This window comes from Streptomyces sp. L7, from assembly GCF_050990935.1.
Classification (GTDB): Bacteria; Actinomycetota; Actinomycetes; order Actinomycetales; family Microbacteriaceae; genus Leifsonia.
This window is the reverse complement of the sequence record NZ_CP194644.1, coordinates 488210-502442: the sequence shown is the minus strand read 5'-3', so window position 1 is coordinate 502442 and position 14233 is coordinate 488210. Positions and strand designations below refer to the sequence as shown.

Here is a 14233-nt window from a genome sequence, read left to right as displayed (position 1 = left end):
CTGAGGCACCGGGCGGCTATGCCGCCGCGCCGAACCGCAGCAACGGCACCCGCGTCTCCTCCGCCGTGAGCGAGCCGTGCTGGCCGATCATGCTGCGCCCGGTGCGCTGCGGGTCGCGCGAGTCGTAGTAGGCGATGCGCTTGCGCGCGGCGACGAGCACGTCGCCGATCCGCGGCGCCACCTCGGGCGCGACCTGCGGGCCGAACCAGCCCGCCCCGATCGCCTCCGCGCGGGTCGCGATCCACGAGCGGCCGCCCTCCGCCTCGTGCCAGCGCGCCGCCACGTCGTCCGCGCGCGTGCCTTCCTGTGTATAGAGGTGCAGCAGCCGCGGCTCGCCCGCGATCTCCGCCACGCCCTCCAGGAGCTCGGGCGCGGTGTCGTAGAGCACGTGCCCGCTCTCGGGGATGTCGACGATGCCGTGGTCGGCGGTGACCAGCATGCCGTGGCCCGGGCCGAGGGAGGCGGCGAGCCCGGAGACCAGTGCGTCCAGCGTCTCCAGCTCGGCCGTCCAGCGCGGCGACTCCCAGCCGCGCGCGTGGGCGGCCTGGTCGAGTTCGGCGACATAGAGGTAGGTGAGCGCCGGCCCGGGCGTGCGCAGTACCTCCCGCGCGGCGTCGAAGCGGGCGGCCATCGTGCGGCCGCCGATGAACTCGGCGCCGCGCAGCACGGCGTGCGTGAAGCCGGAGTCCGCGTACGCGGGGACGCCGAGCGCGAAGGAGCCGACACCATCGGCCGCCGCGCGCTCGAAGACGGTCTCCGCGCGCTGCCAGGTGGCCGGGTCCATCCGGTCGTCCCAGCCGTTGAGCTGGTTGGTCAGCCGGCCCGCGTCGTCGCGCACCCGATAGCCGACGAGGCCGTGCAGCCCCGGCGTCGTCCCGGTCGTCAGCGTCGCGAGCGCGGCGGCCGTCGTGGTCGGGAAGCCCGCGTCGATCGTCGTCGTCTTGCCCAGCCGGGAGGCCAGCGTCCGGGCGTGCCCCTCGCGGGCGCGGAGCGCCGCCGCGCCGAGACCGTCGACCACGACGACGACCACGTGCTGGAGCGGAGGCAGCCCGAGATCGTTGGTCTGCCCACGCAGCGCCCCGAGAGAACTCGGCATCACCGTGGCGAGGCTCGCTCGGGTGGTGAACGCGGCCGGTAGCATGGGGGGCATCCGGCCCAGTCTTTCACAGGTGGGACGGACGGAAGCCGTCGAACCGGCGCGCCTCCTGCCGCCCCATCACCGAATGCACGAATGACACCAGCAGACGACCAGGCCCCGATCACCGAACGCATCGAAGACGTCGACGTCACGACCGAGATGCAGGGCTCGTTCCTCGAGTACGCGTACTCCGTCATCTACTCGCGGGCGCTCCCGGACGCCCGCGACGGCCTGAAGCCCGTGCAGCGGCGCATCCTCTACATGATGACCGAGATGGGCCTGCGCCCGGACCGCGGTCACGTCAAGTCGGCGCGCGTCACCGGCGAGGTGATGGGAAAGCTGCACCCGCACGGCGACAGCGCGATCTACGACGCGCTCGTGCGCATGGCCCAGGACTTCACCCTGCGCGTCCCACTGGTCGACGGGCACGGCAACTTCGGCTCGCTGGACGACGGCCCCGCCGCCGCGCGCTACACGGAGGCGCGCCTCGCCGCCGCCGCGCTGGCCCTCACCGAAGACCTCGACGAGGATGTCGTGGACTTCGTCCCCAACTACGACAACCAGCTCTTGCAGCCGGACGTGCTGCCCGCCGCGTTCCCGAATCTCCTGGTCAACGGCGCCAGCGGCATCGCGGTCGGCATGGCCACCAACATGGCCCCGCACAACCTGGTGGAGGTCGTCGGCGCCGCCCGCCACCTCCTGGCCCACCCCGACGCGACGCTGGACGAGCTGATGGACTACGTCCCCGGCCCCGACCTCCCGAGCGGCGGCACCATCGCGGGCCTGGCCGGCGTCCGCGACGCGTACGCGACGGGCCGCGGCAGCTTCCGGATGCGCGCCAAGGTGGGCGTCGAGTCGATCACCGCGCGCAAGAGCGGCCTCGTCGTGACCGAGCTCCCCTACGGGGTCGGCCCGGAGCGTGTGATCGAGAAGATCAAGGACGGCGTCAACGCGAAGAAGCTGAACGGCATCTCCGACGTGACCGACCTCTCCGACCGGCAGCACGGCCTCCGCCTCGTCATCGGCATCAAGACCGGGTTCAGCCCGGACGCCGTGCTCGAGCAGCTCTACCGGCACACGCCGCTGGAGGAGGGCTTCTCGATCAACAACGTCGCCCTCGTCGCGGGCGGCCCGCAGACCCTGGGCCTGCGCGAGCTGCTGCAGGTCTACCTCGACCACCGCATCAGCGTCGTCACGCGCCGCTCGGAGTTCCGGCTCGCGCGCCGCAAGGAGCGCCTGCACCTGGTCGAGGGCCTCCTCATCGCGATCCTCGACATCGACGAGGTCATCCAAGTCATCCGCACCTCCGACGACACCGACCAGGCGCGCACGCGGCTGCAGCAGGTGTTCGACCTCAGCACGCTGCAGGCCGACTACATCCTGGAGCTGCGGCTCCGCCGGCTCACCAAGTTCTCCCGCATCGAGCTGGAGACCGAGCGCGACCAGCTGGCGGCCGAGATCGCCGAACTGGAGCAGATCCTCGGCAGCACGGCACGCATCGAGGGACTCGTGTCCGACGAGCTGGAGCAGGTCGCCGTGAAGTTCGGCACCCCGCGACGGACGCTCCTCACCGAGGCGAAGCCGTCCATCGCCGGCACGGGCTCGCGCAGCAAGGCGATGACGGTGCAGCTCGAGGTCGCCGACGTACCGTGCCGCGTCTACCTGTCGACCACCGGCCGCATCCTGCGCGTCGACGCGGGCGCCGGAGAGGGCGACGGCCTCGACCGCATCCAGCCGCCGGCCCGGCGCAGCAAGCACGACGCGATCCTGTCCCGGCTCGACGCCACGAGCCGCAGCGAGATCGGCGCCGTCACCGACCGCGGACGGCTCATCCGGTTCTCGCCGGTCGACCTCCCGGCCGCCCCGCTCAACTCGGTGCAGCTCGGCGCGGGCGTGAAGGTGGGCGACTACCTCGCGCTGGCCGACCGCAAGGAGCGCGTGCTCGCGCTCGTCTCGCTGGACTCCCCGCGCGCGATCGCGCTCGGCACGCGGCAGGGTGTGGTCAAGCGGGTGTCGCCCGGCGACTGGGCCAACAAGCCGGAGTTCGAGGTCATCACGCTGAAGGCCGGCGACGCGGTCGTCGGAGCCGTGCAGTCGGCGGACGACGCCGAGCTCGTGTTCGTCTCCAGCGACTCCCAGCTCCTCCGGTTCTCCGCCGGCTCGGTGCGCCCGCAGGGTCGGGCGGCCGGCGGCATGGCCGGCATCAACCTGGCCGCCGATGCCCGCGTGGTGTTCTTCGGCGCGGTGGAGGCCGCCGAGCGCGAGGAGGCGGTCGTCGTCACCATCGCGGTCAGCGACCAGACCCTCCCCGGCGCCGACCCCGGCAGCGGCAAGGTGAGCGACTTCGCCGAGTTCCCGGCCAAGGGCCGCGCGACCGGCGGCGTCCGCTCGCAGCGCTTCCTGAAGGGCGAGACCGAGCTGGCCATCGCCTGGGTCGGCCCCGCGCCCGCGTTGGCCGTCGGCTCCGACGGCGCCCAGCGCGTCCTCCCCGAGGGGGCGCCCGCCGCGACGGCTCCGGCACCCCGCTCGACATGGTCGTCGCCTCCGTCGGCCGCCGCCTCGCCTGACGCCAACGGAGGACTTCCCCCGCCGCCCACCGCGTGTCGTCAGCCAACAGAGGACATCCACACCTCCCAGCCCCGGATCTCCTCCGTTGCCTGCTTCCACCGGCGTGTCGCCGCGGATCTCCTCCGTTGCCTACGCGTCAATACGCGCGCGGCTCAGGTCATCCGCGCCCGCGATGATGAACTCCTTGCGCGGCGCGACATCGTTCCCCATCAGCAATTCGAACACCCGGTTCGCCGCCTCCGCGTCGGAGACGCGCACGCGGCGCAGGGTGCGGTGAGCGCGGTCCATCGTCGTTGTCGCGAGCTGGTCGGCGTCCATCTCGCCGAGACCCTTGTAACGCTGGATGGGCTCCTGGTACTTGCGCCCGCGCTTCTTGAGGTCCGCGAGAACGGCCTGGAGTTCCGCCTCCGAGTAGGTGTAGATCGTCTCGTTCGGCTTCGAGCCCGGGTTGATCGCGACGACCCGGTGCAGCGGAGGCACTGCGGCGAACACCCGGCCCTCCTCGATCATCGGCCGCATGTAGCGGAAGAACAGCGTGAGCAGCAGCGTGCGGATGTGGGCGCCGTCGACGTCGGCGTCCGACATGATGATGACCTTGCCGTACCGCGCCGAGCCCAGCTCGAACGAGCGTCCCGACCCCGCGCCGATCACCTGGATGATGGCCGCGCACTCCGCGTTGGAGAGCATGTCGGAGACCGACGCCTTCTGGACGTTGAGGATCTTGCCGCGGATCGGCAGCAGCGCCTGGTACTCGCTGTCCCTGGCCCGCCTCGCGGTCCCGAGCGCCGAGTCGCCCTCAACGATGAACAGCTCGCTGTTCGCCACGTCGCTCGACCGGCAGTCGACCAGCTTGGCCGGCAGCGAGGACGTCTCCAGCGCGTTCTTGCGGCGCTGGGTCTCCTTGTGGGCGCGGGCCGAGATCCGGCTCTTCATCTCCGCGACGACCTTGTCGAGCACGAGCGCCGACTGCGTCTTGTCGTCGCGCTTGGTCGACGCGAAGCGCTCGGCGAGGGTCTTCTGGATGACGTTGGCCACGATCGTGCGCACCGCCGGGGTTCCCAAGACCTCCTTGGTCTGGCCCTCGAACTGCGGCTCGGGGAGGCGCACGGTCAGCACGGCGGTCAGCCCGGCCATCACGTCGTCCTTCTCCAGCTTGTCCGTGCCCGCCTTGAGCCGGCGCGCGTTCAGCTCCACCTGCTGACGCAGGAACTTGAGCAGCCCCTGGTCGAAGCCGGTCTGGTGGCTGCCGCCCTTCGGCGTCGCGATGATGTTGACGAACGAGCGCATCACGGTGTCGTAACCGGTCCCCCAGCGCAGCGCGATGTCCACCTGGCACTCGCGCTTGAGCTCCGTCGGCACCATCGCGCCGCCGTCGGAGAGCACGGGGACCGTCTCGGTGAAGTGGCCCTCGCCGGTGAGGCGCCAGGTCTCGGTGATCGGGCTGTCCGGAGCGAGGAAGTCCACGAACTCCGAGATGCCGCCGTCGTAGCTGAAGGTGGTCCGCTCGCCCTCCGGGGAGCGCTGGTCGTCGATCGTGATCGCCAGGCCCGGGACCAGGAACGCCGTCTGCCGCGCCCGGCCGATGAGGTCGTCCACCGAGAACTCGGCGCCCGCGGTGAACACCTGGCGGTCGGCCCAGTACCGGATGCGCGTGCCGGTGACGCCCTTGCGGACCTTGCCCGCCACCCGCAACTCGCTGCCGCTCACGAACGGAGAGAACGTGGCGTCGGGGCTCGGCGCGGCGTCGCCGTCGTCGAACACGCCCGGCTCACCGCGGTGGAAGGACATCGCCCAGGTCTTGCCGTCGCGGTCGACCTCGACGTCGAGCCGCTCGGAGAGCGCGTTGACGACCGATGCGCCGACGCCGTGGAGGCCGCCGGAGGCCGCGTACGAGCCGCTGCCGAATTTGCCGCCGGCGTGCAGCTTGGTGAAGACGACCTCCACGCCGGTCAGCCCGGTCTTCGGCTCGACATCGACCGGGATGCCACGCGCCGTGTCGCGCACCTCGACGCTGTCGTCGGGGTGCAGGATGACCTCGATCGCGGTGCCGTGCCCGGCGAGCGCCTCATCGACGGAGTTGTCGATGATCTCCCACAGGCAGTGCATGAGGCCGCGGGAGTCTGTGGAGCCGATGTACATGCCCGGGCGCTTGCGCACGGCCTCCAGGCCCTCCAGCACCGAGAGGTGCCTCGCCGAATAGTCCGAGCTCGCCACGAGCGCTCCTTGTGTTCCGTGCGGTGTTCCGGGTAGCGGGGCGCGCGTTCCGGCGCGGGCCGCATCCTCCAGAGTACGTGCTGCACCAAGCGATCCCGGACCCGACACCCACGGGTCGCGAGGCTACGCGTTGAGCGAAATAGCAGCCGATACGCGCCTCGTCTCCGGGATTACGTGGTTCTATAGACGTACCGAGTTCACCGGTTGCGACGGAAAGGAGCATCACATGTCTACTATCACCTCGGAGAATGGTGCGGTTGACGAGCTCGAGTCGGGGCCGCAACTCACGGCCGCGGACCGCTGCGACAGCTGTGGCGCTCAGGCGTACATCCGCGTCGTGGTCAACAACGGCGAACTCCTCTTCTGCGCCCACCACGGCAAGAAGCACCAGGAGAAGCTCTCGCAGATCGCGCACAGCTGGCACGACGAGACGGCTCGTCTCTTCGAAGAGCAGCGCGCCTAGGTCACCGCGACCCACGCGAACGGGCTGAACGAGCGATGGCAGCTGCCACCGGCGTGCGCAGACGCGCATTCGTCGACCTCGATGTCATCCGCTCGAACGCCACCACCGCGGCCAGCGCGCCGCTCCCCGACTGCACCGCCGATCTCCGCGCGGACGCGTACGGGCACGGGCTCATCCCCGTCGCCCGGACGCTGACCGACGCGGGGGTCGGCGGTCTTCTCGTCTCCCGGGTGGAGGACGCCGCCGCCATCGCGGACGAGGGCATCCCGCTGCCGGTGACCGTCGGTTTCCCGGCCGGCCGGCACGCCAGCGGTCCTGCCCACCTGCTCGGCCCCGAACTGCTCGGGCTCACCGACGCTCCCGGCGTCGCCCCTGCGCTCCGCCTCACCGCAGAGATCATCGCAGTGAAGCGGGTCGGCGCCGATCGCGGCGTCTCGTACGGCTACACCTACCGAACCGACCGCCCCAGCACGCTCGTGCTGGTCGCGCTGGGCTACGCCGACGGCATCCTTCGCGTCGCCTCCAACAAGGCGCCCGTGCTGGTCGGCGACACCACCGGCCGGATCACCGGTCGAATCGCCATGGACCAGTTCGTGGTCGACATCGGCGACGCCGAAGCGCAGCCGGGCGACCCGGTGGTGCTGTTCGGCGACCCGTCCCGCAGCGAGCCGTCGGTGCTCGACTGGGAGGCCGCGCTCGGCGTGGCCGCGCCGGTGATCACGAGCCGGCTGGGCCGCCGGATCGAGCGGATGTACGGGCACTGGATAAGGAAGGCGGCACAGTGACCATCGTGGACGCGATCGCGGAGCCGCTCCCCCGCGCGGTCATCGATCTGGCCGCGCTGCGCCGGAATGTCGCACATCTGACCGCGCTGATCGCTCCCGCCGAGACCATGCTCGCGGTCAAGGCCGATGCCTACGGCCACGGTCTGCTGCCGATCGCCGAGGCCGGGCTGGAGGCGGGCGCGACCTCCCTCGCCGTGCTGGAGGTCTCCGCCGGGCTCGTCCTGCGCGCCGCCGGGATCACGGTCCCGCTGCTGGCCTGGCTGCACGGTGAGGACACCGACTGGCTGGCGGCGATCGAAGCCGACATCGAGCTCGGCATCTCGGCCGTCTGGCAGCTGGAGGCCATCGCGGCCGCGGGCGCCGGCCGACCGGCGGTGGTGCACCTCAAGGTCGACACCGGCCTCAGCCGCAACGGCGCCACCCGCGAACAGTGGCCGCACCTCATCGACGCGGCCCTCGAGCTGGAGAGGCAGGGCGTCGTCCGCATCCGCGCAGCCTGGTCGCACCTGGCCGACGCGTCGATCGCGGACGACGAGGCTGCGCTCGCGGAGTTCCGCAGCGCGGTAGCGGAGGCCGAGGAGCGCGGCGCCCGGTTCGAGATCCTGCACCTCGCGGCGAGCTCGGCCGGCATCCGGATGCCCGAGGCCCGTTTCGACCTCGTACGCTTCGGGATCGCCGCCTACGGCTTCTCGCCGTTCGACGACCGCACCGGCGCCGAGCTCGGGCTGGAGCCCGTGATGCGCTTGGAGGCGCCGGTCGTGGAGATCCACGTCGGCGGCACCACGCACGCGCGGCTCGGGATCGGCTATGGCGACGGCGTCCCGGTGCTCGGCATCGCCAAGACCTCCGTCCTCCTCGCCGGGCAGCGCTGCCGCGTGATCGCGGTCGACGTGGACACCATGATCGTGGACGCCGGCTCGGCACGCGTCGCCGTCGGCGACACCGCGGTGCTGTTCGGCTCCGGACACGATGGCACGGTCACCGCCGAGAAGTACGCCGACTGGGCGGAGACCATCGCGGACGAGATGGTCACGGGCGTTGCCGTCCGGGTCCCCCGCGTCTACGAGAACTAGGCCCCGAGGAACGGTACTCCGAACGGGCCGCCGTCAGAGCGCGACGCCGAGGCGGGCCGCGATGGCGCGACGCGCATTGGCGGCGTAGCGATCTACTCGCTCGGTCTGCGCGACCGGCGCCACCTCACCGCGCAGCGCGGTCTGCAGCATGCGGTCGGCCAGCACCGGGTTCATCGGGAGGACCGGGCCGTGCAGGTGCGTGCCGATCGCGCTCCCGAGCACGACGCCCTCCGTCTTGTCGCCGTTGCCGAAGCCGCTCACGGCCTCGCCGAGCGGAACAGCGCCTGCGGCATCCGCGGTGAAGGTCGTGGTGGCCGAGTGGTTCTCGAAGCCCGCGAGCGTGACGCCGTCGGGCATGCGCACGACGACCTCGGCCACGTGCCGCCGCGACCCCAGCACCGCGCGGGTCGGGAACACCCGGGCGCCGGCGAGCGTTTCGCCGTCCGGCGTCTCGATCTCCTCGCCGAGGAGCTGCCAGCCGCCCGCGATCGCGAGGATCGGCACTCCGGCGTCGCGCCACTGCCGCAGTCGCGGTGCGATCCGCGCCACATCGCCGACGACCGCGCGCTGCGACGAGAGCGGGCCGGAGCCGATGTGCACGATGTCGGCGCTGGCGGGCAGCTCGGCGCCCGGCGCGTGCGTGACGATGTCGACGTCCACGCCGCGCCAGCGTGCCCGCTCGGCCAGGGCGAGCACGTTGCCGGCGTCGCCGTTGATCCCGAGCTCACGCGGGTAGAGGTGCAGGATGCGGAGGACGGTCACGTGTCGCCGCCTTCCAGGTCGAGGAACCCGAGCTGCTTGCGGATGGCCATCATCTGCTCGTAGTTGACGATCATGGTCTTGGTGCCGCGCGACGGCTTGGGCAGCGCGAGGAACGCCTGCAGAGCAGGCCGCAGCTCCGGCATCACCTGGTCGACCTCGATCCCGGCGTAGGCGAACCGCGTCGCGAATTGCCAGGCCTTGGTGCCGGACACGATGTCGACGTGCTCCAGCTTGGAGAGGTCGATGTCGTAGACCCAGGACGGGTCGGGAGTGCCCTCGTCGACCGCGACGAAGACCTGCTCCGGGCTGTGGCTCAGGTAATCGAGGTTGAGCTGGAGGCTCGGCGGGTTCTTCATCATGATGATCTCGATGTCCTCGTCGCCGACCTTCAGCGTCTCGCCGCGGCCGTAGACCGTGCGCAGCGAACTCATCGCCGCGACCACGGCCTCCGATCGGAAGCTCTCGCCGAGCACGCGCCGGGCCATCGCGGTCGCGCCGGCGGCGTCCACCGCGTAGTGGAGGCCGCGCGCGGGCAGGCCGATCCGGATGGACTCTCCGCCCATGGTGAGCTGCGCGCTCTGCGTCTCCAGTTTGCTGACGAACACGGCGGGCACCGGGAGGGCGCCGGCGGCGACGCCGGAGAGGTCCGCCACGTTCGCGAGGCCGTTGGGCGACGACTCGATGATGGCCGGGGCCACCGCGAAGGTCGTCACGTCACGGCCTTCGGCGGCGAGCTCCGCGCCGACGCGGGCGAGGCTGTCGTCGTCGGCGTTCACCACGACGAACTCGCTCGAACGCTCCGCGATCGTTCGCAGCATCCCGATCACACGGGTCGGCTCGAAGAAGCGGTTGAGCTGGTCGATCTGCACGTTCAGCAACAGCGAGCCGCGCGGCTTCAGGACGGTCGCCAGGTCGACGCCGTACGCCTCGTCCACCTCGATCACCCCGACGTCGCCGCGCACGTAGCCGTCGAGCGGCACGTCCGCCAGCAGGGCCGAGGCGATCCCCTGCGGCAGGTTGCCGCCGGACGGGTTCGTGAAGACGTTCAGCCCGTGCTCGCGCAGGATCGCGGTGAGCATGTTGGTGGTCGTCGATTTGCCGTTCGAACCGGAGACGAACACCACGCCGAGCGGGAGTCGGCTGACCGCGCGCTCGAGGAACTTCGGCGCGATCGCGAGCGCGACCCGCCCCGGCACCGCGGAGCCGCCTCCCCGCAGGCGCAGCAGCCGGCGGGCGAGGCGGCCGGCGATGACCGCCAGTCGATAGCGCACCTTACTCGAGGTAGTCGCGCAGCGACTGCGAGCGGGACGGGTGGCGCAGCTTCGCCATCGTCTTCGACTCGATCTGCCGGATGCGCTCCCGCGTCACGCCGAAGGTGTCGCCGATCTGGTCGAGCGTCTTCGGCATGCCGTCGCCCAGGCCGAAGCGCATGCGGATCACGCCCGCCTCGCGCTCGGACAGGGAGTCGAGGAGGCTCTCGAGCTGCTTCTGCAGCATCGTGAAGCCGACCGCGTCGGCCGGCACGACCGCCTCGGTGTCCTCGATCAGGTCGCCGAACTCGCTGTCGCCGTCCTCGCCGAGCGGCGTGTGCAGCGAGATGGGCTCGCGACCGTACTTCTGCACCTCGATGACCTTCTCAGGGGTCATGTCGAGCTCCTTGGAGAGCTCTTCCGGGGTGGGCTCGCGGCCGAGGTCCTGCAGCATCTGGCGCTGGACGCGGGCGAGCTTGTTGATGACCTCCACCATGTGCACCGGGATGCGGATGGTGCGGGCCTGGTCGGCCATCGCGCGGGTGATCGCCTGGCGGATCCACCAGGTGGCGTAGGTCGAGAACTTGAAGCCCTTGGTGTAGTCGAACTTCTCGACGGCGCGGATCAGACCGAGGTTGCCCTCCTGGATCAGGTCCAGGAACTGCATGCCGCGGCCGGTGTAGCGCTTGGCGAGACTGACCACGAGGCGCAGGTTGGCGCCGAGCAGGTGGCTCTTGGCACGCTGGCCGTCGCGGGCGACCCAGCGGAGCTCGCGCTCGAGCTCCTTGGGCATGTTCGGGGTGTTCGCGAGCTTGTCCTCCGCGAACAGGCCGGCCTCGATGCGCATCGCGAGCTCGACCTCCTCCGCGGCGTTCAGCAGCGGGACCTTGCCGATCTGCTTGAGGTAGTCCTTGACCGGGTCGGCGGTCGCGCCGGTGATCGTCGAGGAGTAGACGGGGATGTCGTCATCCTCGTCCACGGCGCGCAGCACGAGCGCGTCGGTCGGCAGCGGGGCATCCGCTGCGGCCTGCACGGCTGCCGCCTCGCCCTTGGGCCCGGACCCCTCGGCGTCGTCCGCCTCCGCGTCGTCGCCCTCGGACTCGGTCTCGGCGGAGTCGTCCGCCTCCTCGGCGGAGTCGTCCTCGTCGATCTCGACCACGGCCTCCTCGTCGAGCTCTTCGTCGTCGTCGCCCTTGGCCTTGGTGCCGGCCTTCTTGGACGCAGTCTTCTTCGCCGGCGCCTTCGCCGTCGTCTTCTTCGCCGCCGGCTTGCTGGCCGCAGCGGTCTCCTCGGTCTCCTCGACCGCCTCGGCCTCGCGGGCCTTGGTTGCTGCACGGGTTGCCATGTGCCTACCTTCCATACAAGCGAGGGCTTTCAAACCGGGCGGGAGGGCATTGGTGCGTCCCCCGTAGCGCCTGCCTGAGGTCGCGTGCGGACATTACTAAGACCCATGTCAAGTCTTGGGCTGTCGCGCCGGGCACCATCAAGTGCTCCGACCCCAGGACATGAACGGGTCCAGGTATCAATTATTGCACGTTCTCGCCAGGCTCCCGACCATCTCGCCGTCGCCACGCGTCAACCAGTGCAACCCACAAGGGGCCCACTTCTATTCCCTCCTCCTCCGCGAGGCGGCGGCGGGTGCGCCGCCGGGCGCGGACGAGGAAGACGACGCCGACGCCGATGATCACGTACTGCACGGCGAACGCCCAGCGGAAGGAGTCGAGCGCGTAGAGTCCGGCGACCGTGTGCGCGGTGTTCTGGGCGTCCAGGGCCACGCCGATGAGGAACATCATCACGAAGCTCGCGAGGAAGCCGCCGACGTTCACGATGCCGTTGGCGGAGCCGAGACTGTGCAGCGGGTTGGAGGTGCGCGCGAAGTCGAACCCGATCAGGGAGCCGGGGCCGCCGATCCCGATCGCCACCAGCACGAGGATCAGGAGCCAGAGCGGCGGCGTCCCCGGCCACAGCAGCAGGAGCGCCCAGACGATCCCCATCATCCCGACGATCGCGAGCACCAGATTGCTGCGCCGCAGCGGGAAGCGCGCCGTCAGCAGGCCGAGGACGGGTCCGGCGATCAGTCCCGCGCCGACGGAGACGATCAGCAGGCCGCTGGCTTCCGCCGGGTCGATGCCGAGCGCGAACACCATGAAGGGCAGGCCCCACATCAGGCTGAACACGGTTCCGGAGGACTGCGTGGTGAAGTGCGACCAGAACCCGAGCTGGGTGCCCGGCCGGGCGAGGCTGATCCGGAGCTGGCGCAGCGACTCGCCCCAGGTCGCCGGGCGCGGTCCCTCGCTCGATCCGGCCGGCCGGTCCCGGATGGTGGCGACGATCCCGACCAGCGCGACCACCGACACCGACGCGGCGCTGAGGAACGCGGCGGTCCAGCCGGACTGGTGGAGCAGCAGCGCGAACGGGACGGCGGACAGCACCTGGCCGAGCTGGCCGATGTTGCCGATCCACTGCGAGAGCTGGGGCACGATGCGGCCGCGGAACCAGGAGTTCACCAGCCGCATGAGCGAGGTGAACACGGTCGCGTCGCCCGCTCCGACGAGGATGCGCCCGACGATCGCGAGCGCGATGGTCGGCGCGAAGGCGACCGTCACCTGCCCGACGACCATCAGGGCGGTGCCCGCGATCATCAGCGCCCGCGAGCCGACCCGGTCGATCAGGACGCCGACCGGCACCTGCATCGCCGCGTAGACGATGAGCTGGACGACCGCCATCGACGAGAGCACCGCGGCTGAGACGTGGAAGCGGTCGGTCGCGGCGACGCCCGCGACGCCGATGCTCGTCCGCTGCATGACGGCCACGAGGTAGGCGAAGACTCCGATCCCGAAGATGACCCAGGACCGACGCGAATTCACCACACGATCCTATGCCCGCTGTGCGAGCGGGACCGTCACGCGGGCGGAACGGGGGTCGGTTCAGCGGTCGGTGCGCGGGTTCTCGTCGTCGCCGCGGCGGTCGTCGCCGTGCCGGCGGAACGCCAGGAAGTTCTCCAGCTCGGCCGCGATCTCGTCGGCGCTGGGCAGCTCGCCGTCGCGGTCGGTCAGCGGCGAGCGGAGCTGGGTGTCCTCCATGTACGTGTCGTGCCGCTCCTCCAGCGTGCCGACCAGTTTGCCGAGCTCGGCGTTGCCCGCGACCTGCTCATCGATGTTCGCGACGAACTCGCGGTCCTCCTCGCGCAGGCGGTCGGTGGGGAAGATGAGGCCGGTCGCGGCGCTGATGCTCTCCAGCCCCGCGATCGCGGCGGCCGGGTACTCGGTGTCGGCGAGGTAGTGCGGGATGAGCAGGACGAATCCGGCGATCGGGTACGAGAGCTGCTGCAGCCGGTACTCGAGGAGGTGGAGGGCGTTGCCCGGCACCTGCGTCTGCGGCTTCCAGATCGACATCCCCTCGATCAGGTCGCGGCGGTTGCCGCTGACCGTCACCCCGATGGGCCGGGTGTGCGGCACCGGCATCGGGATGGAGTGCACCCAGGTGACGGACTTGACCTTGTAGCGCTCGATGAGCCCCAGCACGGCCTCCGTGAACGCCTCCCAGCGGAAGTCGGGCTCGAACCCGGAGAGGAAGAGGAACGGCTGGCGCAGCTCGTCGTAGACCAGGTGCAGCTTCAACGTCGACGGCTGGTAGTCGGCCAGATGGTCCTGGTCGAAGTAGATGATCGGCCGACGGGCGCGGTAGTCGAGCAGGATGTCGGCGTCGAAGGTCGCCACGACCTCGCTGTCGAGCGTGCCGAGAAGATAGGTGCCGAGCTGGCTGACGCCCGAGCCGGCGTCGGCGAACCCGGTGAGCCCCGCGATCAGCGGCAGGCCCGCCGGCACCACCAGTGCCGGGTTCAGCTCGTAGAGTTCGCCGGGATCTCGCATGCTACAACTCTAGGCCGCACACCCGACGCGGTCGCCGCGCACGGGCCCGGTCGCAGCACGCCCACAGCGAACATGCGGCCTCCGTCGTCGCGCGGCGTTCAGCGGTTA

General features: G+C 70.9%; 9 protein-coding genes and 2 pseudogenes. 4 read left to right on the top strand and 7 right to left on the bottom strand.

Annotated features, from left to right (window positions below; translation table 11 throughout):
* Positions 1 to 16: 16 nt before the first annotated feature.
* Positions 17 to 1150 (bottom strand): alkaline phosphatase family protein, encoded by a 1134-nt coding sequence (locus ACR5MH_RS02490; protein WP_433862243.1) that lies wholly within the window; start codon positions 1148 to 1150, stop codon positions 17 to 19.
* Positions 1151 to 1231: 81 nt separating this feature from the next.
* Between ACR5MH_RS02490 and ACR5MH_RS02485 the strand changes: the two are divergent.
* A pseudogene (locus tag ACR5MH_RS02485) lies at positions 1232 to 3705 on the top strand (DNA gyrase/topoisomerase IV subunit A).
* A 130-nt stretch (positions 3706 to 3835) separates the two neighbouring features.
* Here ACR5MH_RS02485 and ACR5MH_RS02480 read toward each other — a convergent pair.
* Positions 3836 to 5920, bottom strand: a complete 2085-nt coding sequence (locus ACR5MH_RS02480; protein ID WP_431350108.1) for a DNA gyrase/topoisomerase IV subunit B — start codon at positions 5918 to 5920, stop codon at positions 3836 to 3838.
* Between the two features lie 226 nt (positions 5921 to 6146).
* Here ACR5MH_RS02480 and ACR5MH_RS02475 point away from each other — a divergent pair, with 226 nt between their 5' ends.
* The 3 genes from ACR5MH_RS02475 to alr are packed head-to-tail and all read left to right on the top strand — an operon-like array spanning position 6147 to position 8241.
* The gene (locus ACR5MH_RS02475) at positions 6147 to 6383 is read left to right on the top strand and encodes a DUF7455 domain-containing protein (RefSeq protein ID WP_055915732.1); all 237 of its coding nucleotides are present in this window, start codon (positions 6147 to 6149) and stop codon (positions 6381 to 6383) included.
* A 35-nt stretch (positions 6384 to 6418) separates the two neighbouring features.
* Positions 6419 to 7168 (top strand): alanine racemase, encoded by a 750-nt coding sequence (locus tag ACR5MH_RS02470; protein WP_431350109.1) that lies wholly within the window; start codon positions 6419 to 6421, stop codon positions 7166 to 7168.
* Positions 7165 to 8241 carry an alanine racemase gene (gene alr, locus ACR5MH_RS02465; RefSeq protein ID WP_431350110.1) on the top strand — a complete coding sequence of 359 codons (1077 nt, stop codon included), beginning with the start codon at positions 7165 to 7167 and terminating at the stop codon, positions 8239 to 8241. The genes ACR5MH_RS02470 and alr overlap by 4 nt, the downstream gene beginning before the upstream one ends.
* 33 nt (positions 8242 to 8274) lie before the next feature.
* Here the strand turns inward: alr and ACR5MH_RS02460 are convergent, their stop codons facing one another.
* The 5 genes and pseudogenes from ACR5MH_RS02460 to ACR5MH_RS02440 form a co-directional block, all read right to left on the bottom strand.
* Complete coding sequence (locus tag ACR5MH_RS02460) at positions 8275 to 9003, bottom strand: type 1 glutamine amidotransferase (RefSeq protein WP_431350111.1); 729 nt, start codon at positions 9001 to 9003, stop codon at positions 8275 to 8277.
* Positions 9000 to 10274, bottom strand: coding sequence for a MurT ligase domain-containing protein (locus ACR5MH_RS02455; RefSeq protein WP_431350112.1), 1275 nt, complete (start codon positions 10272 to 10274; stop codon positions 9000 to 9002). Before ACR5MH_RS02455 ends, ACR5MH_RS02460 begins: the two co-directional genes overlap by 4 nt.
* Before the next feature lies 1 nt (position 10275).
* Positions 10276 to 11604, bottom strand: a pseudogene (locus ACR5MH_RS02450) (RNA polymerase sigma factor); the annotation flags it as partial.
* Between the two features lie 175 nt (positions 11605 to 11779).
* Positions 11780 to 13120, bottom strand: coding sequence for an MFS transporter (locus ACR5MH_RS02445; RefSeq protein WP_431350114.1), 1341 nt, complete (start codon positions 13118 to 13120; stop codon positions 11780 to 11782).
* A gap of 60 nt (positions 13121 to 13180) precedes the next feature.
* A complete protein-coding gene (locus tag ACR5MH_RS02440) occupies positions 13181 to 14125 on the bottom strand; it encodes a proteasome assembly chaperone family protein (RefSeq protein WP_431350115.1) in 945 nt (314 codons plus the stop codon).
* Between the last annotated feature and the right edge of the window lie 108 nt (positions 14126 to 14233).